Raw genomic sequence first — 20,063 nt, 5'->3', positions numbered from 1 at the left:
AACCTTCAGGCTTCAGGAAGATTCTCCGCAAGAAAACGGAAGGCATTGCCCTGAATCCATTTGTGCGCGGCTGTCTTCCCGTACCGGCTGTACAATTCATTCATAAAGGCAGGTATGTCACCGGGATGAGCCAGATCTTCGATATGCTGTCCGATTCCATCAAAATCTGAACCAAACATAATATTGTCTTCTCCGCCCAGCTCGCAAATATAATCAATATGTCTTAGCAGATCGGAAGTCCTTACTGAACCTTCATGCTTCACAAACCATGGCACATAAGTAACGCCGATCAATCCGCCCTGCATAATAATGGCTTTGATTTGTTCATCTGTCAAATTCCGCGGATGGCTGCATACCGTCCGGACATTGGAATGAGAAGCGATCACCGGCTTAGCTGTCCGGTCAACCGTGTCCCAGAACGAACGCTCCGACAAATGGGAAACATCGACCAGTATGCCCAGCTCATTGCACAAACGCACCAGTTCCCTGCCTCTGCCGGTCAGCCCGCCGCTTCTGGGCTCCAGAATGCCATCAGCCGCCCAATTGGCATGATTCCACGTAAGCCCAAGCGACCTGACACCCAGACGTTGCAGGAGCCTGAGCAGGGCCATATCGCCCTGCAGTGCATCCGCTCCCTCAATTGCCAGTACAGCACCTGTCCGGCCAGCCTGAGCGCAGGCGTGCAGCTCTGCGGAGGAGCGGACGAACATCATATTCGGGCAGGTTAAGATATGCTGGTAAAAATGGTCGACGGCGCGCAAGAGGTTGTGTACGCTGCTTTCAAGCTGTTCCGGTATATATACAGCAAAAGTTTGGAGCAGAGCATCAGCCTGCTGCAATCGCTCATAGGTAACATCAAGACCCTCTGCACCAGACCCTCTAAAGCTGTCAGCTTCCCCGGTTAAGAGCTTGGCAAGCACATCACAATGGAAATCGATCATTCCCTGTTTCATCTCTACCTCCACCTCACTGACTTCATCTAATGAGTTATGTACTGAGCGGCTTTGCAGCTTATGCAGGCGCGCAAAAAAACCTGCTTACTTGGTGTAAACAGGCCATTTCACTATTATACGGCTGTTATCTGGGCTCCACAATCAGCTTGATCGCTGTGCGGTCTTCTCCGTCAATCACTATATCTGTAAACGCTGGAATGCAGATGAGGTCCACACCGCTTGGCGCCACAAATCCCCGTGCAATTGCAACTGCTTTGATCGCCTGGTTTAACGCACCAGCCCCGATGGCCTGTAACTCTGCAGCTCCACGTTCGCGCAGTACTCCTGCCAGCGCACCGGCAACAGAATTTGGGTTGGACTTTGCTGAAACTTTTAATACTTCCATGTAAAGTACCTCCTCGGGAATGATGGTTGGAACCCATTACTCAATCATATTCGAGGGCGGACAAAAAATTCCTGCTTCCTGAGAGCTTAATTCGCAAACTGTTCCGAATTGCGCGACACTTTATAGGACTAGAATGGATAGAAGACGCTCCTATTCTTAAGTCCTATCCGCTAAGAACCATGAAGAAAAGCCAGCCTTTAGCGGCTGGCCAAAGTTAAGCCTGTTAGAGCTAGCAAAGCTACATGAGCAGCCATTCGTCTTCCGTAAGCCGGATCTTCGTGATCGAATTCGCGCGGCCCGTCTGCTCATCCAGGTCTGCAATTAAGGCATGGAAATGCCATTTGCCCTCATCCACCACGAAACGGACAGGGAGCTGGGTCAGGAACCTGTGCTCAACAGCTGTGCGCTCCATCCCGAGAACACCTTCCTTGGAGCCGACCATACCGCAATCGGTCAGATAAGCCGTGCCATTCGGAAGGATGGTATCATCATTTGTCTGCACATGCGTATGGGTACCAACTACAATAGATGCCCGTCCATCCAGATACCACCCCATTGCAATCTTCTCCGAGGTGGCCTCGGCGTGAAGATCAACAAGGATACAGGATGTCTTCTCTTTCAGCTCGGCGATCAGCTCATCTGCTGCCCGGAACGGACAATCAATCGGCGGCAGGAAGGTTCTGCCCTGCAGGTTGATGATACCCAGCGACTTGCCGTTGGCCTTAATCAAGGCACTTCCCTGGCCTGGTGCTCCCGGGGGAAAATTAGCCGGACGAACCAGGCGGGGTTCATCATCAATCCACTCAAAGATGTCCTTATTATCCCATGTATGGTTACCCATCGTAATGCCGTGCACGCCCCACTCAAAGAACTCCCGTGCAATCGCTCCTGTTATCCCGCGTCCGGCAGCCGCATTCTCACCGTTCACGATAATAATATGAGGATTATACTTGCTGCGCAGAGACGGAAGCACCTGCTTCAGTGCGCTGCGCCCCGTATTCCCGACGATATCACCAACAAACAATACTTTCATTGCAGAACCTCTTTCTAATACACCGAAAAGTGGCTGGAAACCAGCCACTTTTCGGTGTGTCCTGTACGGACCATTTTATTTGGCGTATTCGACCGCCCGCGTTTCACGAATAACCGTAACTTTAATATGTCCCGGATAATCAAGTTCATTCTCGATCTTCTTCGTTATATCGCGTGCCAGACGGAATGCTTCCGTATCATCAATCTTATCCGGCTGGACCATTACGCGCACTTCGCGTCCAGCCTGGATTGCGTACGATTTCTCAACACCTTCGAACGATTCCGTAATGCCCTCAAGCTTCTCCAGACGCTTGATATAGGTCTCCAAGGTCTCCCTGCGGGCTCCCGGACGTGCCGCCGACAGGGCGTCAGCCGCACCGACGAGCATCGCTATAACCGAAGTGGCCTCACAATCGCCGTGATGGGATGCGATACTGTTAATGACGACCGGATGCTCCTTATACTTCTTCGCAAGCTCGACACCGATCTCAACATGAGAGCCTTCGACTTCATGATCAAGCGCTTTGCCGATATCATGCAGCAAACCGGCTCTTCTTGCCAGTGTAATATCCTCACCAAGCTCGGCTGCCATAAGACCGGTCAGATAAGCAACTTCCATCGAGTGCTTGAGCACATTCTGTCCATAGCTTGTCCGGTACTTCAATCTGCCGAGAATCTTGATCAGATCCGGATGCAGGCCATGAACGCCAACCTCGAAGGTTGCCTGTTCACCGTACTCGCGAATCCGCTCATCGATCTCTTTGCGGGACTTCTCAACCATCTCTTCGATACGTGCCGGATGAATTCGTCCATCCGCCACAAGCTTCTCGAGGGATGTACGCGCAATCTCCCGACGAATCGGATCAAATCCCGATAATATGACCGCTTCCGGCGTATCGTCAATAATGAGATCGATACCGGTCAATGTTTCGAGTGCTCGGATGTTACGTCCTTCACGGCCGATGATCCGGCCTTTCATCTCTTCGTTAGGCAGGGATACGACAGATACGGTAGTCTCCGCCACATGGTCCGCCGCGCAGCGCTGGATAGCCAGTGAGATAATATCCCGCGCTTTCTTGTCGGCTTCTTCCTTCGCCTGCTGCTCAATTTCTTTAATCATTTGAGCTGTCTCATGACGGACTTCCTGCTCGACGTTCGTGAGAATGATTTGTCTAGCATCCTCCATCGTCAAGTTGGAGATCCTCTCCAGCTCGGTTGTTTGTTTTTTATAAATCGAGTCGATCTGTTCCTGCGTTTCCTCGATCCGTTTCTCTTTGTTGGCTACCTGCTCTTCTTTGCGTTCTAGCGCTTCAAGCTTTCGATCCAGGGACTCCTCTTTCTGCAGCAGCCGTCTTTCCAAACGTTGAATTTCATTACGACGTTCACGGATATCCTTCTCTGCTTCGGTACGGAGTTTATGGACTTCATCTTTTGCTTCGAGCACCGTTTCTTTTTTCAGTGCGTCCGCTTCTTTTTTGGCGTTTTCTACGATATGCCCGGCGGCTTCTTCCGCACTGGAAATTTTGGCTTCGGCAATCGACTTTCGAACATAATAACCTACCCCAAAGAAAATCGCGCCAACAACGAGAACGACCGGGATCCAGATTTCTAGCATCTTTCTCACCTCCTCGTTGCACCAAGGCTAAAGCATTGGATAATATTAGGTTTTCCAGCCGGTTTCCATACCGATTGTTTGCAGCTTAGTCGAAAATAATCGATCTGAATCAATTTTTGGAAGGAAAATCGATTCAAAATAGAAAGGAATACAGAGTTATTTTATCCGTTCGCAAATTCAATTGTCAAGCCAATCCGTATCATCCGGCTCATCTAATTCACGGACGACCTCCTGAACGGCCTGCCTGACAGTCTCGCCGGTGTAACCCCTCCGCATCAGAAATTGCGACAGCTTCATTTTCCGTTCTCTGAATTCCCCTTTCACGTAGGGCCATTTCTTCGAGGCTGCCTTAACAGCAGCCTCCAGCTCAGCACCCGGATCCAGTGCTTCAACAGCATCAGCCGCCTGTGTGCGGCTGATCCCCCGCTGCAGAAGCTCCTGCTTGATCCTCAGCCTGCCCTTGCCTTGGCTGCGCGCCCGCTGTCTGGCAAACTGTACCGCATAATCGGCATCATCCACGAACCGCTCGGCTTCCAGGCGGTCTGCGGTCAACGCTATAATCTCCGGTTCCAGTTCCTTGCGTGCGAGGTACCGTTCAATTTCCTTCCGGGTCCTCGGCTTGGCACCCAGATAGGCTACCGCAAGCGAATAGGCCCGATGACGGTCATCCTCCGCCCTAATGAAGGGGAGATCTGACTCCTTCACCCAAGCGCCCTTCAGCAGCCGGTATTTGATCATTATATCTTCATGGACGGACAGAACAGGCTCCTCTTCCCCGTCCCGATAAAGCGCATACCGTCCCTTCTGCTTACGCAGCTGAGTGACGGTGACAATCTGAAACATTCCATCTTCAGACTCGATGTGCATAAATACGACTGACTCCCTCCTGATACCAATCCTGCCCGGCCTGATCGTATGAACTTATCCTTCATGTGACGAGCCGAGACCATATTCCCCCTCCATGCCAAAACAAGGCACCTCCGTAAAGGTGCCTTGCTTCCTGAATAATTACGGATTATACGAGTCCTTCAAACTCTTCTTCCAGCTCTTCCTCATCATCCGGTGTTTCCGTAACCGTGACAACACTGCCTGTCAGGTTGTGAGCTTCACGGATCTGACGGTCGATAACCTCAGCGACATCTGGATGATCCTTCAGATACTGCTTGGCATTCTCACGGCCTTGGCCAAGACGTTCGCCATTGAAGGAGAACCAGGCGCCGCTCTTCTGGACGATATCGAGGTCCGTACCGATGTCGACAAGACTTCCTTCACGGGAGATGCCCTCGCCGTACATAATGTCAATTTCAGCCTGCTTGAACGGTGGAGCCACCTTATTCTTCACAACCTTGATGCGCGTACGGTTACCCACCATGTCGTTGCCCTGCTTAATCGTCTCGACACGTCTTACTTCCAGCCTTACACTGGAATAGAACTTCAATGCACGGCCGCCCGGCGTTGTCTCCGGATTGCCGAACATCACGCCTACCTTCTCACGAAGCTGGTTGATGAAGATGGCAATCGTCTTAGACTTGCTGATGGCGCCTGACAGCTTACGAAGGGCCTGAGACATCAGACGAGCCTGCAAGCCGACATGAGAGTCCCCCATCTCGCCTTCGATCTCGGCTTTCGGCACGAGCGCGGCCACAGAGTCAATGACGATGATGTCGACTGCACCGCTGCGCACCAGCGCTTCAGCGATCTCAAGAGCCTGCTCACCCGTATCAGGCTGGGAGAGCAGCAGCTCATCAATGTTAACCCCCAGCTTGCTTGCGTACAGAGGATCCAGGGCATGCTCGGCATCGATAAATGCGGCTTGTCCGCCCACACGCTGCACTTCCGCAATGGCATGAAGCGCCACTGTCGTCTTACCGGAGGATTCCGGTCCGTATACTTCAACAATGCGGCCTCTTGGCAAACCACCAATACCAAGGGCAATATCTAATGCGAGCGATCCGCTCGGTACTGTTTCAACCTGCATACCGGCATGCTCGCCTAATTTCATAATGGAACCTTTACCGAATTGCTTCTCTATCTGGCGTAATGCCATTTCCAATGCAGCGCGACGATCAGACAACACACTCACATCCTTATTCCGTGATATTTAAATCATACCTCATTTCGAGGCCCTTGCCAAGCATTTTTTCGAACATACATTCGCTTTTTTTCTGGACAACAGTCCTGCCTAATTCATTACCCAATCCTAACCACAAAAAATAAAAACCGCAGCAAAGTAATCTTCGCTACGGTTCTTCCGTCATCTGTTTATTATTATAGCCAGGCCGCTATATTTTGACAATGCCGTTCACACTTTCGTCAAATCCCACTCATTCTCTTCCACAAGCGGAACAGCGCACTCTTAACGGCACGCAGCCTGATTACGCCCCTGTTGCCGCTGAGCTGCAGTTCATGGACTTCTGTGTCCAGACCCTTAGCAGCAATCGCCACGTAGACTAGACCAACCGGTTTGCCCTCCGAGCTTGACGGACCCGCTACGCCCGTAATCGACACACCGAAATCCGCTCCCGCCGTCTCCATAATCCGCTCAGCCATGAGCGCTGCAGTCGATTCACTTATGGCTCCAGGTGCCCCCTCACCTTCCAGCTGGCCAAGAGGTATGCCCAGAAGAGTGTGCTTCATAGCGTTCGTGTAGGTGATGACACCTCCGCCAAATGCGCCGCTGCTGCCAACAACACTTGTAAGAAGCTCGGCCAGCAGGCCTCCTGTGCAGCTCTCTGCAGTGGCAACGGTCTGGGCGCTGTTGCGAAGCTGATTAACGACTGCCTGTTCAATTGGGATATCCTCTTTGGCATACAGATATTGTCCGACAAGCGCCTCGATCTGCTTCACCATACCGTCAATCCGGGCATAGGCCTCCGCCTCATTGACGCCCTTGGTGGACAGCCTTATAGCTACCTCTCCTTCCTTCGCATAAGGAGCAATGGTAGGATCGGATTGTCCTTCAATCAACGGGAGCAGAGCGGCCTCAAGAGAGGATTCACCGATACCCGAGAAACGAAGAATACGGGAGTACAAAGCATTCGTACGTCCGCTGATGCGGCGCAGCCAATCCGAGGCGGGTCCGTCAAACATCGGCTTCATTTCGCGGGGCGGACCAGGAAGCAGCAGATAATGCTTGTCATCAGCCGTCAGTGCATTCCCGACTGCCAGCCCCGTTTCGTTATCCAGGGCTTCCGCCCCTTCAACCATAAGTGCCTGCCGGCGGTTGCTCTCCACCATATGCATGCCGCGCGAGGAGAAGAGCTTCTCAATCTTGGCCATAGACGGCTCATGCATGACCAGCTTCCTGCCCAGTAATTCAGCAAGCGCATCCTTGGTCAGATCGTCCTGCGTGGGGCCGAGACCACCGGTGAAGATCAGCAGATCCGCTCTGGAGCGTGCCGTTTCAATGGCCTGCTGCAGCCTTGCGGCGTTATCCCCCACTACAGTCTGATAATATACATCGATCCCCAGGTTCGCGAGACCTTGGGAAAGGTACTGCGCATTCGTGTTCACGATCTGTCCGAGCAGCAGCTCGGTACCTACGGCGATTATTTCTGCTTTCATCCTGGCCCTCCTGTTATGTAATGAATCGTCCGCCTGCCTCTAGCCTATAAAAAACATCATTCCGCCAGGAATGATGTCAAGATGACCAAACGGCATGCTGCAGCGTTCACACGCTTCCGATTGGAGACATTACCCGCGTTTACCGGAGCGGGATAACGTTTTTATTTTTGACAAAGTAGTCAATCCCCGAATACACCGTAATCAAAGCGGCAGCCCAGGTGGCAATTCGGTCAAATGGAATACCGTAAAACGCAAACGGAAAATTATTAAGCAGCAGGGCAATGATCATCGTGATCTGTACCGCTGTTTTCCACTTGCCCCATTTGCTTGCCGCCATGACAGAACCCTCAAGCAGCGCAACCTGCCGCAGGCCTGTTACTGCAAACTCCCGGCTAATAATGACGATGGCGATCCAGGCTTCGAGTTTATCCATTTCGACAAGGGAAATGAGTACAGCCGCAACAAGCAGCTTATCAGCAAGCGGATCAAGCAGTTTGCCAAGATTCGTTACCTGCTTGTTCTTGCGGGCAATGTAACCGTCCAACCCGTCAGTACTGGCGGCAATAATGAAAATAAGGGTGGCTACGATCTGAGTATACGAAATCGAGAACTCTCCCACCGAGAGCCGCCCCAAATTCAGATTCACAAGCAGAAAAAACATGATGATCGGCACCAGGAATATGCGCGCAAGCGTTATACGGTTGGCAAGGTTCACGCAATTCCCTCCCCGGAGAGATCAAACTCATACGCATGCGTTATCCGAACTTTCTGAATGGCCCCAATCTCCGGTCTGCAGCCCGATATAAAGACTTCTCCGTCAATCTCCGGCGCATCGTAAGGGGAACGGCCAATGAAGACATCACTGCGGCCGTCATAACGCTCTACTAACACGTCAATCTCCCGGCCGATATACTTGCTGCCGAGATCCTTGGAGACATCGCGCTGAATCTCCATCAGCGTATTGGCTCGCCACTCCTTCACTTCATCAGGCACCTGGTCCGGCAGCCTTGAAGCAGGAGTGTCCTCCTCACAGGAATAAGTGAACACGCCCAGGCGGTCAAATTTGAGCTCCCGCACAAAATCACATAAAGCGTTAAACTCTTCTTCCGTCTCACCCGGAAACCCGACGATGATCGATGTGCGGATAGCTGCCTCAGGAATACGGGACCGGATTTTGGCTACCAGCTCACGCACGTCGCGCTGGCGTCCGGGCCGCCGCATCCGTTTGAGAACCCGGTCTTCACTGTGCTGAAGCGGCATGTCAATATATTTGCAAATCTTGGGGTTGTCGGCAATGGCATCAATCAGCTCATCCGTGAAAAATCCAGGGTACGCATAATGCAGACGAACCCAAGCAATCCCTTCTACCTCACTCACACGGTTCAGCAGTTCAGGCAGCATGAAGCGGTCGTACAGGTCCGTGCCGTAATTGGTGGAATCCTGCGCGATCAGGCTGACCTCCTTCACGCCTTGAGCGGCCAGCTGCCGGACTTCTCCGAGAATGGATTCGATCGAGCGGCTCTTGAATTTCCCCCGCATGATTGGAATGCTGCAGAACGTGCAGGCGTTGTCACAGCCCTCAGCAATTTTAACATAAGCTGTATATCGAGGGGTTGTCACCTGACGCGGCAGGTCCCGGTCGTAATCAAAGGCCGGATTGCCAACCCGAACCGGCTTCTTCCCGCGCAGCGCTTCATCCACTATCGTGGTTATATCGTGAAAATCGCCAGTTCCGACGATCCCGTCGATCTCTGGCATCTCTTCCATTAACTGCTTCTTGTAGCGCTGTGTCAGGCAGCCGGATACGATTAATGCCTTAAGCCTTCCGCTCTCCTTCAAATCCGCCATATCCAGAATCGTGTTAACGGACTCTTCCTTGGCAGCATCTATGAAGCCGCAAGTATTAACAATGATAACTGTCGCATCCTCAGGCGTATCAACCAGCTGATAGCCGCGCTGATGAATCAGTCCCGACATGATCTCCGAGTCGACCAGATTCTTCTCACAGCCAAGCGTGACTACTTTCACTCTTTCTGTCATTGTTGAAGTCCCCCAAATCTAATCCCCTAAACGTTCTAAACAAGTATAATACATCGTTGAATTGCGTGTCAAAAAAGCAAAAAGCCCTCCCGGCCGTATCCGATACGGTGTTTCGGGAGGGTTGCGATTAGCGGTAATTGGTAAACTGAAGCTCAATTCCCAGATCGGCTCCGCGCAGCAGCTGCATGACCGCCTGCAGGTCATCACGGCTCTTGCCTGTTACCCGAATCTGGTCGCCTTGGGTTTGGCTTTTCACTTTCAGCTTGGAATCGCGGATCAGAATATTGATTTTCTTCGCAGCATCCTGCTCAATCCCCTGCTTGAGCTTAATTCTCTGCCGGACGGTCCCCGCGGAAGCCGGCTCGATTTTGCCATACTCAAGGTTCTTGATTGGAACGCCGCGCTTTACCATCTTCCCTTGTAAAATATCAATCACGCTCTTCAGCTTATAGTCATCGTCCGAGACGACAACAAGCTCTTCATTCTCAAGCGCAATGCTGCTCTTGCTGCCTTTAAAGTCGAAGCGGGTCTCAATTTCCCGTTCCGCCTGCTGCACTGCGTTGCTCAGCTCCTGCATATCTACCTTGGACACGATATCAAAGGAATTTTCCGAACTCAAATTCAACAGCTCCTTCAGCGGTACATATGTTCTTGTGTCCAAAATTATACATGATCCTGCCGGGCGGATGCAAATGGCGGGCAGCACAAAAGGCCCTCCTATGGAGAGCCTTCTCAAACAGCTGAACAAGCTTAACGAGCACGTACAGGATTCCGAAACATATCCAGAACGCCAAGCACGATATGTGCAAGGCCGAATCCCAGAATGCCGTATCCCCAGGCGCTAGGTGACATGTACCAGCCCAAAAGGCTGACCACAACGCCCAGACCGGCAACGATCCAACTGACAGTCATATGCTGTACCTCCCGCTTGTCATGAAATGGTGTCGTTCATCATCATTCCCGCAAGCGGACTATTCTATTCAGTCCCTATTCGGCTGCTGCTGCAGCCGGTTCAATAATAAAACGCTTCGTAACCTTGCCGCCAAGATCAAGCGGCACACCGTCGATCTTCACTTCTACACTGGTCGTATTGCCGATACTCATGTAGACGGTGCCTTCAACCTCCCGGGTTACGGTGTTAGGCCCGGATATCGTTTCGAAGACCAGCTTTTCACCAGTCCGGTTGTTCTTGCGCAGCTCCACCCAGCTCTTGTTACCGTCGCCTGTAACGGAAATCTCATACTTGTGGACACCACCAGTGCTCAAGGCCATCTTGTCCGTGGAATTGCCCACACTTTCGACGAAAGTAATGGTTGTGACTGCTTCTTCTTCAGGCTCGGTCTCAGCCGGTTCCTCTGCGGCCCCGTTAGTGTCAGATGATGGAGCATCTGCCCCCTGTCCGGTGTTGTCCGCATTGGCATTGGATTTGCCACTGCCAGTGTTCTCTGCCCCTGGGTCTTCGGCAGCAGGATCGGGCGCTTCAGCACGGTCTGTTATCTTGGAGTCGTCAACAATCCGGTTGGCCTCTCCTTCTGGTTGCTTTACAACATACGTATAAACCACCGCTCCGATCAGAAGCAGGAAGGACCACATCATAATCCGGAAGCCCCATTTGCTGAACCGGTCCGAGGAACGTGCGGAACGTCTTTTCTGTATGATGGGCTGTTCCGGAATGGGCTCTGATGCCTTTGACGGTATCTCCTGCTGATACATCGAAAGTACTTCCTCCGCATCAAGCCCAACTGTTTCCGCATAATTCTTTACAAAAGCCCGCACATAGAAGTTGCCAGGCAGTACGGCATAATTCCCTTCCTCTATCGCTTCGAGATAACGCTTCCTGATCTTCGTAAGGTCCTGAATATCCTCCAGGGAATAGCCTTTCTCTTCGCGGGCATTCTTCAGGAGATTGCCTAGTTCTGACATGCGCTCACCCCCTCTTGTCATTATAGATCGTTATAGTTGGACGTAAACGTCTCATACGTAATTTCTTCATCCGGCGTGTTGCGAAGCTCGATAATGCAGTCGAATATCCCGTAGTCATAATGTGATTCCTTGATGAAGATATCGGGATGCTCAATCACCTTCGTTGCCGGCATCGCCATAATTTCCTGCAGCAGCGAAAAGTGCCTTTCATTAGACCGGATGGTGCTGACAATACCGTCAATAATAAAGATATTGTTCGGGTTCATTTCCTCTTCCGAGAGCTGGCTGCGAACGGTTTGTCTCAGAAGGGTTGAAGAGACGAATGCCCAACGCTTGTTGGAGCACACGCTGCCTGCTATGATGGATTCCGTCTTCCCTACCCGCGGCATTCCGCGAAGTCCAACCACCTGGTTTCCTTCTCTTTTAAACAATTCACCCAAAAAGTCAACCAGCAAACCAAGTTCGTCCCTTGTAAAACGAAATGTTTTGCGGTCATCGGAATCCCGTTCAATATAACGGCCATGACGGACCGCTAAAATATCAACAAGCTTCGGAGGCCGGAGCGCATTAACCGTAATATTGTCAACCTTCTTCAGCATCTTGCCGAGCAGCTCGATCTTCTCGCTGTCATCGGTCTGCAGGAGCATGCCTCGCGTGCGGTCCTCTACCCCGTTTATCGTCATAATATTAACTTCAAGCATACCGAGCAGCGAGGCGATATCGCCAAGAAGACCTGGCCGGTTCTTATGTATTTTGTACTCCATGTACCACTGCTTATCTTCCATGCTGCACCCCATAGGTGAATTTATAATAGTAGGTAGCCATTAGCGAATAAAATCTAAAGACTTGCTTAATTATAGCATTATTTTCTACATTTTTCGCCATGCTTCGTAATTAAAAAAATTGATTCGTTCAAATATACAAGCCCGCCTGCAAAAGATTGCAGAAAAGCCCCCTAAACCGGGAGGCTTCTCTGCAACAAAGGGTGGTTAAGCGTTGTTCTCCGACAGCTTTACCATCAGCTTGGCAATGGTCTTGCGGTCAGACTCGTCGCCTACATCCCACAGCTCCTTCAGGACGCGCTCTTCATCATTCTTGGGATCAACCTTCTCATCCAGAAACTGACCGATCTCGAAGGCAAGCTTCGTGATTGTTTCTTCAGTCAAACCAATACGCTTAGCCGCTTGCACACGCTCACCGAGAAATTCCTTCCAGTGATCAAACTTTGTCAGAACGGTTGTCATGTTCCTCATCCTCCTCGGGTTTACTGGTACAATAAAGGAATGATCAACAGTTCTAGTGTGGCCTTACAGGCTATAATTATTCGACGAATAAGGACATGGAAAAGTTTCAGCCTGACCTTACGTGTAAATGCCGGCTTTAGGTTAGCCAGCCGCCGTTAGGACTAATGATCTGGCCGGTTATGTAGCTCGACTCGGGAAGCGAGAGAAAGTAGACGAGCGAAGCGATTTCATCCGGCTGGGCAAAGCGCCCTGCAGGAATCTCTTCCTGCAGGGCCGTCTTATCCGCCTGCTCCAGATTGTCGAGCATCATCGTATCCACAGCACCTGGGGCTACGGCATTCACCGTTACCCCTGAAGGGGCGAGCTCCTTCGCCAGCGCTTTCGTAAAAGCATTCATGCCGCCCTTGGTGGTTGAATACAGCACTTCACAAGAAGCACCTGACATCCCCCATATGGAAGAGACGTTGATGATCCTGCCATAGCGCTGTTTCACCATCGCAGGCATAAACATCTGTGTGCACAGGAACATTCCCTTCAGATTCACGGCCATTACATCGTCCCACGTATCTTCCGTCACATCGGATAGCATGCCAAAATGTGATATGCCTGCATTATTTACGACTATATCCGGGATCATTCCGCGCTGTTCCAGCTTATCCTTCATCCGAAGGAGCTGCTCGCGGGAGCGGATATCCGCGGATATCGTCATCACATTCGCACCGGAACGCATGCATTTACGTGCCGTCTCATTCGCAGCTTCATGCGAATTCAGGTAATGAATGACGACATTCATACTCTCAGCCGCAAACCGGCTGGCAATGGCAGCCCCGATCCCCTTACTCCCCCCGGTCACGAGGACTGTCATTTCGTTCAAAGGTTTCATAGTTACTAAGCCTGCTCCTTCCTGACAATCGAAACAGCCATCTGCGCCCAGTCAAAATGCTCCTTGAGCCGGCTGTTAACCTCTTCAATTCCTATTGATTCATAGACCCTGAGCAGCTCGAACAGATCGGCATCCCGGAACCGGTAGCGCGTAAATTCATTAGCAATCGCTTCGGGAGAGTTCAGCATTCTCAAATACCCGCCTACGCGCTTGCGCTTCGTACGCTCGAAAGCCTCCTGTTCAATCCCCTTCTCCTTAAGGGAATCGACAGCATCACGGATTCGCTTCAGCAGCTCATCAGGATCACGTGTATCTCCGCCCATGACTGAGAAGCAGTAATCCAGGCTGGCGTTGTATTCGCTGCCGAAGGAATCGGATATCAAATTATCGTCATACAGCTCCTGATACAGCGAGGAGCTTGAGCCCATGATCGATTCCAGCATCAGCTTGGTGGTGATATCCTTTCGAACGAGTTCCTCCGCTGTATTCGGCAGCTCCTTTTCTTTGAAACCGAACAGGCATTTAGGAAGCGAAACCGGCAGTGAGATAGCTGCGTTTGCTTGTTTTACCGAAACGGGCTCCTCATCAAATCTCCGTTTGATCTCCCCCTGCTCCGCAAACGTCTTCTTCGCCTGGTTATCCCTGATCAGCTGCATAACCTTCTCCGCCTCCACCCCGCCAACGACGAAGAGAATCATGTTTGACGGATGGTAGAAGGTTTCATAACAGCGGTACAGCGTCTCCTTCGTAATCTTCCCAATGGACTCGGCAGTCCCGGCAATATCGATATGAACAGGATGGTTGTGGTACATGGCATCAATCAGGCCAAAATATACCCGCCAGTCCGGATTGTCCCGGTACATATTGATTTCCTGCTCGATAATGCCTTTCTCCTTCTCCACATTCTCGTCCGTAAAATAAGGATGCTGGACAAAATCAAGCAGTGTGTTCAAATTGTCTTCAATCTGCTGAGTAGCGGAGAACAAATACACGGTACGGTCAAAGCTTGTGAATGCGTTGGCCGATGCGCCTTGGGAAGCAAAGGTGGCAAATATATCGCCTTCGGGCTCTTCAAACATCTTATGCTCCAGAAAATGCGCAATGCCGTCCGGGACCTTCGTGAATTCGCCGTCTCCTATCGCAAAATGGTTATCGACCGACCCGTACTTCGTCGAGAAGGTCGCATATGTTTTCTGGAAACCCTCTTTGGGAAGCACGTATACTTCAAGACCGTTTGGCAGCTTCTCGTAATAAACCGTTTCCTGTACAGCAGGATACACAATCGCTTCCACCGCTTATGCCTCCTTCTCGTCGCGCAGGAAATAAATCGTATCCAGCTTCACCTGTTTAGCGACACGTACGATATCATCTTTAGTTACAGCTTCGACTGCTTCAAGCAGTCCGGCAGCCGTTCTTTGCTTGCCTGACAGCACGGAGTTGAAATCAAACGCAATGATCTCAAAGGCAGAATCCTGCAGCTCGCGGAGATGGTTTCCGATCATCGCCTTCGTCTGGGACATTTCCAGCTCATTAATGTCACCGTTCTCCATCGAAGACAGCTGCTCTTTAATAATATTGGTTGCACGTTCATAGTTGTCAATTTCAATGCCAGACTGAACAGTCAGCAATCCCTTATGCCCGTCAAACCGGGAAGCGGCGTAATAAGCGAGGCTCGCTTTTTCACGAACATTCAGGAACAGCTTGGAATGCGGATAGCCGCCGAGTATGCCATTATACATCAGTGCAGCCGGATACTCGGGATCGCTGTAGCCCACATTCGCCCTAAGGCCCATGTTCAGCTTGCCCTGCCCGACCTCCATGCGTTCGACAACCGTCTTCGGCTCCTTCGCTTCATAGCGGGTCTTCGGCATTCCATAGAGACTAGGTGCGCCTGCTGGCATCTTGAACGACTCAGCGACAAGGGCTTTCACTTCATCCAGCGTCGTATCCCCACATACATATAAGTCAAATGTGGCATGCTGCAGCCATTCCTGATAATAGGCATGCAGAGATTCCGGCGTTATGCCGTCCAGATCCTCTATTCTACCCAGCGCATGCAGGCGATAAGGCTCACCTTCACACATCTCTTCCAGACAGCGCTCGGCCGCATAGCGGATTTTATCGTTGATAATCGCTTCCAGCTTTTTCTTCAGCGTGTTCTTCTCCGCCTCCACGTACTTGGCCCGGAACGCTCCATTCTCCAGAGCCGGGTCAGTAACAACCTCACCCAGGAAACGCAGCGAAGCGGCAAGCAGTGAATCGCCGGAGGATACAAACCTGTCATGTATAACATCCATACGAAGCTGTACGATCTGGGAATCTCCGCGCTTCAAGACATCAAATCCGAAGCCCGCTCCATACATATCGTCCAGTCGTTCACGAAATGCTTTTGTTTCCGGTGTAGATGCCGTTCCCCGTCTAAGAACGAAAGGGATGAGCGCCGCATTCGTAACGGAAGATTCTGCGAGCGGCACACCGGCGTATAACGCAATGGCGAATGTTTTGAACCGTTTGGTCGGCATTACATGGAGCCTGATCCGGTTCAACTGTCCCCGTTCCATACTTGCTTTAGTCACGCCCTCAGCTCCCTTTCGCATCATATCATCGAAAAATACAAACCTTTCCATCTCAGTGGATACGTTCATTCTAACCTATCGTAAATGCAAGAAGCAACCCGCTCCTGTGGCGGGCGGGCTGCTCACTTTTCTGCTGAGACTACATACAGAATATATGTTTCCCGATTTTCTTGACCTGCGGACGTGTCCAAATCCATGCCGAAGTGGCAGTATCCGGATTGAAATAGTACAGGCAGCCTCCCGATGGGTCCCAGCCGTTGATAGCATCCTGAACGGCTTGCCGTGCCCGTTCGTTAGGAGTCAGCCAGATCTGCCCGTCTGCTACCGCTGTGAAGGCGCGAGGCTGGAATACCACCCCGGATGCGGTATCCGGAAAGCTCTGGGAAGTGACGCGGTTGAGAATAACAGCTGCCACCGCTACCTGACCTTCATACGGCTCGCCGCGCGCCTCGCCATAAACAGCATTTGCCATGATCCGGATATCATTATCTGACAAGCCCAGATGGTTCGAGCGTGCCAAATTGGTCCCGCCCTGGCGTTGGCCCGTGGCAGCGCCTGCCCCACCACCGCCGGTATTGCCGCCTCCAGCCCGGTTGCCTGCAGCCTTGCCTGTGCCGCCAGTGCCTCCAGCAGCGGGCGGCAGTTCATCTGCAGTAGGCTTCCAATTCTTCGTTGCCTCCCACAGCTTCAGCTTGGTCTTGCCGGCTACAATCCCATCTGATTTCATGCCAAATCTCCATTGAAACCAGGTAACTGCATTCTGGGTTTTCGGGCCAAACTGGCCATCCACTTTCCCATCATAGAAGCCCAAGTATTTTAACCTGCCCTGCAGCTCATAGACATCTTTGCCTGTTGAGCCTAGCTGCAGAGTTGCGTTGCTGAACGTTTCGCTTGACATCCTCTTGCCGAATTGCTGGATTGTAAAAGCACCGAACAGCAGGCTCACAATGACAGCAGTTACGATAATCAGTCGAATTCTCATGCTTTTAATTCAGCCTTTCTATCGCATAATGGAGTAGCTGTGAATCGTTCATAGTATGCTGTATCGCTGTCGAACCTATGCAAATATCACTGATGTTTCCACCACTCCACGACAAGAAAAAACCTCATGAGGTTTTCCTCACGAGGTTACACGGCTGGCTTGCATTTGTTCAATGGACATCAGTACTTCTCTCGGCTTGCTTCCTTCATATGGTCCGACAATACCTTTGGCCTCCATCTGATCAATCAGTCTGGCAGCCCGGGTATATCCCACACGCATACGCCGCTGCAGCAGAGACACTGAGGCCTGCTTGGCTTCAACTACAATCTGTACAGCTTGATCGAACAGCTCATCCAGATCATCTTGCTCCGCCATTGTACTCTCATCAATCTCTGGAACCAAGTCCTCCTTGTATTCCGCCTCTGCTTGTTCCCGGGAGAAGTTAACAACTGCTTCCACTTCCTGATCGGACAGGAAGGCGCCCTGTACACGTATCGGCTTGGACATGCCAACCGGCAGGAAGAGCATGTCTCCGCGGCCAAGCAGCTTCTCGGCGCCTACCATGTCCAGAATGGTACGGGAATCCACCTGGGAGGAAACACCAAAAGCGATCCTGGACGGAATATTGGCCTTAATTACACCCGTTATGACATCCACGGAAGGACGCTGGGTAGCGATGATCAGGTGAATGCCCGCTGCTCTTGCCATCTGAGCCAGACGGGTTATGGCATCCTCGACATCTCCGGCTGCAACCATCATCAGATCCGCCAGCTCATCAACAATAACGACGATATACGGAAGCACTGCTGACGGATTGTCCTTCATCAAGGTGTTGTAGCCTTCAATATTCCGGGTACTCGACTTGGAGAAGAGCTCATACCGCTTCTCCATCTCAACGACGATCTTCTTGAGAGCGAGCGAAGCTCTACGGGGATCGGTTACAACTGGCGCAAGCAGATGCGGTATGCCATTATAGACGTTCAATTCGACCATCTTCGGGTCGATCATCAGAAACTTCACTTCATCGGGCGCCGCTTTGTACAGGATGCTAGTAATGATCCCGTTAATACAGACGGATTTACCCGAGCCCGTTGCACCGGCGACCAGAAGATGCGGCATCCTGGCCAGATTGCCGACAATCGGCTGCCCGGAAATATCCCGTCCAAACGCGATGGACAACTTGGCGGGAGCCTGCTGGAAGGCTGCAGTCTCCATCACCTCACGCATGGTCACCATCGAGACCTCAGTGTTCGGAACTTCAATGCCTATGGCCGATTTACCGGGAATTGGCGCTTCCATCCGGATATCCTTCGCGGCCAGCGCCAGTGCGATGTCATCGGTCAGGCTGACGATCCTGCTGACTTTCACGCCAGTGGCGGGCTGTACCTCGTAACGGGTTACGGCAGGTCCCCGAACGACATCCAGAACCTTTGCTTTAACTCCGAAGCTCTCCAAGGTCATCTCAAGCTTGCGCTTGGAATCCGATGTATCGGCAGGGCCTGACTTGCCATGCTGAGGCTTCGCAAGAAGACCGAGTGGCGGCAGCAGGTAGGGTCTGGACAGCTGCGGCGGACCTTCTGCTTCTGCCGCTAGAGATGAAGATGGAGCCTGTCCATTATGTACAGCCTGAACTGGGCTGCTGACAGCGTCAGATGGCAAGTCCGTACCTGGATCCACATCATCCTGCCCGCCGTCCTCGAGGGAGCCTGCGGCATCAGCAAGTGGTGCAGGCGGAGCGAGCGAGTCCGGCCAATGAGCTGCCGCCGGCTCTCCCTGAACCTGATGTTCTTCAGCCTCCACCCAAGGCGTAGTTTCCGCTTCTGCTGGTCGTGCCCCCTCTTCGCTATCTCCATAATCAGGGAATCCCGGCGCATCCACTGGTTCAGCTCCGTACTTATCCTGCGGCCAGGTACTCTGCTGCTGTTCAAACAGCGGTGCTTCATCCTGGTCGTCATCAAACTCCAGCGGCTCTCCGCTTTGCCTTGCGGCATACTCAGTTGATGGATCTGGTGCTCTCTTCTGCCCTTGAAACATATTGAAAAACAAAGGCTTACGCTTCCTCTCCGGAAGCGGCTCGAAGGTATCGTCGTCGTCCATCACTTCATCATCATCCAGGACCATAAGCGGAACGTCCGGATCCTTGCCGGCTTTTCTCCTCGGAACAGTCTGAACCGCCTGCGAGGCGGACGAGCCTGCGTTCATCTTCAGCCTCAGCAGCTTGATCATCCGGCCTCCGCGCTGCTTCAGCATCCTGGCCAGCTCAACATATGACTTCCCCGTCATCAGCATGAAGGATATGGCAAACATCACAATCATGATAAACTTCGCGCCGAAATATCCGAACAGCGCGTACAGCAGCGAATATTGAATTGCCCCCGCATAACCGCCGCTTATATCCTTGTTCAGCATCGAGCCGTCACCCGGTACAGCGGCTGTCAGCAGTGCGCCTCTAATATCGTTGCCAAGCTGATGCAGGATCGCACCGCTGGACAGCATCCCGGTCGGCGCCAGCTTCCGGTCGATTTCAGATATAGCGCTCATCAGCGTCAAGGCAAGCACAGTCAGGACAATACCCGTCTTGCGGTTCGACCATCCACTCGGCCATGTCCGCTTTACCATAACGGCAAGACCAATATAAATCCCTATTAGCGGCAGGACAAAATAAAACTTGCCGAGCAGAAGGCCGGCCAGCTTGGACAACGAACGTCCCACGGCAGCTTCTCCCGACAAGGCAATTACCGAAACGGTAATAAGCAGAATACCGTACACTTCATATTTAAGCTGCGCGCCGATCGATTTCTTCTTTCTCTTCCGTTTAGCCAACATCGGTCACCTCTGGTATACGATTATACCATAAGAGGACAGA

19 protein-coding genes are annotated in these 20,063 nt (G+C 51.9%); all 19 read right to left on the bottom strand.

The window, feature by feature from the left end; all coding sequences use genetic code 11:
- Nucleotides 1-5: 5 nt before the first annotated feature.
- Entirely contained in the window at nucleotides 6-953 is a 948-nt protein-coding gene (locus DNH61_RS22430; protein WP_111149061.1) for a dipeptidase, read from the bottom strand.
- Between the two features lie 124 nt (nucleotides 954-1,077).
- Nucleotides 1,078-1,338 carry a stage V sporulation protein S gene (locus tag DNH61_RS22425; RefSeq protein WP_006286829.1) on the bottom strand — a complete coding sequence of 87 codons (261 nt, stop codon included), beginning with the start codon at nucleotides 1,336-1,338 and terminating at the stop codon, nucleotides 1,078-1,080.
- 238 nt (nucleotides 1,339-1,576) lie between these two features.
- Nucleotides 1,577-2,371 carry a TIGR00282 family metallophosphoesterase gene (locus tag DNH61_RS22420; protein WP_111149060.1) on the bottom strand — a complete coding sequence of 265 codons (795 nt, stop codon included), beginning with the start codon at nucleotides 2,369-2,371 and terminating at the stop codon, nucleotides 1,577-1,579.
- Between the two features lie 75 nt (nucleotides 2,372-2,446).
- Nucleotides 2,447-3,985, bottom strand: coding sequence for a ribonuclease Y (gene rny / locus DNH61_RS22415; RefSeq protein ID WP_111149059.1), 1,539 nt, complete (start codon nucleotides 3,983-3,985; stop codon nucleotides 2,447-2,449).
- A gap of 177 nt (nucleotides 3,986-4,162) precedes the next feature.
- Nucleotides 4,163-4,852, bottom strand: coding sequence for a RecX family transcriptional regulator (locus DNH61_RS22410; RefSeq protein ID WP_245948296.1), 690 nt, complete (start codon nucleotides 4,850-4,852; stop codon nucleotides 4,163-4,165).
- A gap of 148 nt (nucleotides 4,853-5,000) precedes the next feature.
- Complete coding sequence (gene recA, locus DNH61_RS22405; protein ID WP_111149058.1) at nucleotides 5,001-6,059, bottom strand: recombinase RecA; 1,059 nt, start codon at nucleotides 6,057-6,059, stop codon at nucleotides 5,001-5,003.
- Nucleotides 6,060-6,298: 239 nt separating this feature from the next.
- Nucleotides 6,299-7,549, bottom strand: a complete 1,251-nt coding sequence (locus tag DNH61_RS22400) for a competence/damage-inducible protein A (protein WP_111149057.1) — start codon at nucleotides 7,547-7,549, stop codon at nucleotides 6,299-6,301.
- A gap of 139 nt (nucleotides 7,550-7,688) precedes the next feature.
- Complete coding sequence (gene pgsA, locus DNH61_RS22395) at nucleotides 7,689-8,264, bottom strand: CDP-diacylglycerol--glycerol-3-phosphate 3-phosphatidyltransferase (RefSeq protein WP_111149056.1); 576 nt, start codon at nucleotides 8,262-8,264, stop codon at nucleotides 7,689-7,691.
- Nucleotides 8,261-9,589: a 30S ribosomal protein S12 methylthiotransferase RimO gene (gene rimO, locus DNH61_RS22390; RefSeq protein WP_111149055.1), complete on the bottom strand. Its 1,329-nt coding sequence runs from the start codon at nucleotides 9,587-9,589 to the stop codon at nucleotides 8,261-8,263. Before rimO ends, pgsA begins: the two co-directional genes overlap by 4 nt.
- A gap of 127 nt (nucleotides 9,590-9,716) precedes the next feature.
- Entirely contained in the window at nucleotides 9,717-10,208 is a 492-nt protein-coding gene (locus DNH61_RS22385) for a YajQ family cyclic di-GMP-binding protein (RefSeq protein ID WP_111149388.1), read from the bottom strand.
- 131 nt (nucleotides 10,209-10,339) lie between these two features.
- Nucleotides 10,340-10,501 (bottom strand): DUF4175 domain-containing protein, encoded by a 162-nt coding sequence (locus DNH61_RS26150; protein WP_146241121.1) that lies wholly within the window; start codon nucleotides 10,499-10,501, stop codon nucleotides 10,340-10,342.
- Nucleotides 10,502-10,576: 75 nt separating this feature from the next.
- A complete protein-coding gene (locus DNH61_RS22380; RefSeq protein WP_181438825.1) occupies nucleotides 10,577-11,512 on the bottom strand; it encodes a RodZ domain-containing protein in 936 nt (311 codons plus the stop codon).
- A gap of 20 nt (nucleotides 11,513-11,532) precedes the next feature.
- A complete protein-coding gene (locus DNH61_RS22375) occupies nucleotides 11,533-12,297 on the bottom strand; it encodes a DUF3388 domain-containing protein (protein ID WP_111149053.1) in 765 nt (254 codons plus the stop codon).
- Nucleotides 12,298-12,501: 204 nt separating this feature from the next.
- A complete protein-coding gene (locus DNH61_RS22370; protein WP_111149052.1) occupies nucleotides 12,502-12,756 on the bottom strand; it encodes a DUF3243 domain-containing protein in 255 nt (84 codons plus the stop codon).
- 136 nt (nucleotides 12,757-12,892) lie between these two features.
- Complete coding sequence (ymfI, locus tag DNH61_RS22365) at nucleotides 12,893-13,639, bottom strand: elongation factor P 5-aminopentanone reductase (protein ID WP_111149051.1); 747 nt, start codon at nucleotides 13,637-13,639, stop codon at nucleotides 12,893-12,895.
- Between the two features lie 5 nt (nucleotides 13,640-13,644).
- On the bottom strand, nucleotides 13,645-14,931 hold the full coding sequence (gene yfmH, locus DNH61_RS22360) for an EF-P 5-aminopentanol modification-associated protein YfmH (RefSeq protein ID WP_111149050.1): 1,287 nt from the start codon (nucleotides 14,929-14,931) through the stop codon (nucleotides 13,645-13,647).
- A gap of 3 nt (nucleotides 14,932-14,934) precedes the next feature.
- The gene (gene yfmF / locus DNH61_RS22355) at nucleotides 14,935-16,215 is read right to left on the bottom strand and encodes an EF-P 5-aminopentanol modification-associated protein YfmF (RefSeq protein ID WP_425452301.1); all 1,281 of its coding nucleotides are present in this window, start codon (nucleotides 16,213-16,215) and stop codon (nucleotides 14,935-14,937) included.
- 139 nt (nucleotides 16,216-16,354) lie between these two features.
- Nucleotides 16,355-17,197: a spore cortex-lytic enzyme gene (gene sleB, locus DNH61_RS22350; protein WP_181438824.1), complete on the bottom strand. Its 843-nt coding sequence runs from the start codon at nucleotides 17,195-17,197 to the stop codon at nucleotides 16,355-16,357.
- A 138-nt stretch (nucleotides 17,198-17,335) separates the two neighbouring features.
- Nucleotides 17,336-20,023, bottom strand: a complete 2,688-nt coding sequence (locus DNH61_RS22345; protein WP_181438823.1) for a DNA translocase FtsK — start codon at nucleotides 20,021-20,023, stop codon at nucleotides 17,336-17,338.
- Between the last annotated feature and the right edge of the window lie 40 nt (nucleotides 20,024-20,063).

It is taken from the genome of Paenibacillus sambharensis, from assembly GCF_003233845.1.
In the GTDB taxonomy this organism is placed as follows: Bacteria; Bacillota; Bacilli; order Paenibacillales; family Paenibacillaceae; genus Paenibacillus_I; species Paenibacillus_I sambharensis.
Note: the sequence above shows the minus strand (reverse complement) of the source record. Positions and strands in the feature narration are given on the sequence as shown.

Bases quoted from the DNA above. Each gene is read 5' to 3' on its own strand.
- rimO (WP_111149055.1), bottom strand. From the start codon at position 9,589: ATGACAGAAAGAGTGAAAGTAGTCACGCTTGGCTGTGAGAAGAATCTG.
- ymfI (WP_111149051.1), bottom strand. From the start codon at position 13,639: ATGAAACCTTTGAACGAAATGACAGTCCTCGTGACCGGGGGGAGTAAG.
- DNH61_RS22380 (WP_181438825.1), bottom strand. From the start codon at position 11,512: ATGTCAGAACTAGGCAATCTCCTGAAGAATGCCCGCGAAGAGAAAGGC.
- DNH61_RS22345 (WP_181438823.1), bottom strand. From the start codon at position 20,023: ATGTTGGCTAAACGGAAGAGAAAGAAGAAATCGATCGGCGCGCAGCTT.
- DNH61_RS22430 (WP_111149061.1), bottom strand. From the start codon at position 953: ATGAAACAGGGAATGATCGATTTCCATTGTGATGTGCTTGCCAAGCTC.
- DNH61_RS26150 (WP_146241121.1), bottom strand. From the start codon at position 10,501: ATGACTGTCAGTTGGATCGTTGCCGGTCTGGGCGTTGTGGTCAGCCTT.
- DNH61_RS22370 (WP_111149052.1), bottom strand. From the start codon at position 12,756: ATGACAACCGTTCTGACAAAGTTTGATCACTGGAAGGAATTTCTCGGT.
- rny (WP_111149059.1), bottom strand. From the start codon at position 3,985: ATGCTAGAAATCTGGATCCCGGTCGTTCTCGTTGTTGGCGCGATTTTC.
- DNH61_RS22420 (WP_111149060.1), bottom strand. From the start codon at position 2,371: ATGAAAGTATTGTTTGTTGGTGATATCGTCGGGAATACGGGGCGCAGC.
- DNH61_RS22425 (WP_006286829.1), bottom strand. From the start codon at position 1,338: ATGGAAGTATTAAAAGTTTCAGCAAAGTCCAACCCAAATTCTGTTGCC.
- DNH61_RS22400 (WP_111149057.1), bottom strand. From the start codon at position 7,549: ATGAAAGCAGAAATAATCGCCGTAGGTACCGAGCTGCTGCTCGGACAG.
- DNH61_RS22410 (WP_245948296.1), bottom strand. From the start codon at position 4,852: ATGCACATCGAGTCTGAAGATGGAATGTTTCAGATTGTCACCGTCACT.
- DNH61_RS22375 (WP_111149053.1), bottom strand. From the start codon at position 12,297: ATGGAAGATAAGCAGTGGTACATGGAGTACAAAATACATAAGAACCGG.
- sleB (WP_181438824.1), bottom strand. From the start codon at position 17,197: ATGAGAATTCGACTGATTATCGTAACTGCTGTCATTGTGAGCCTGCTG.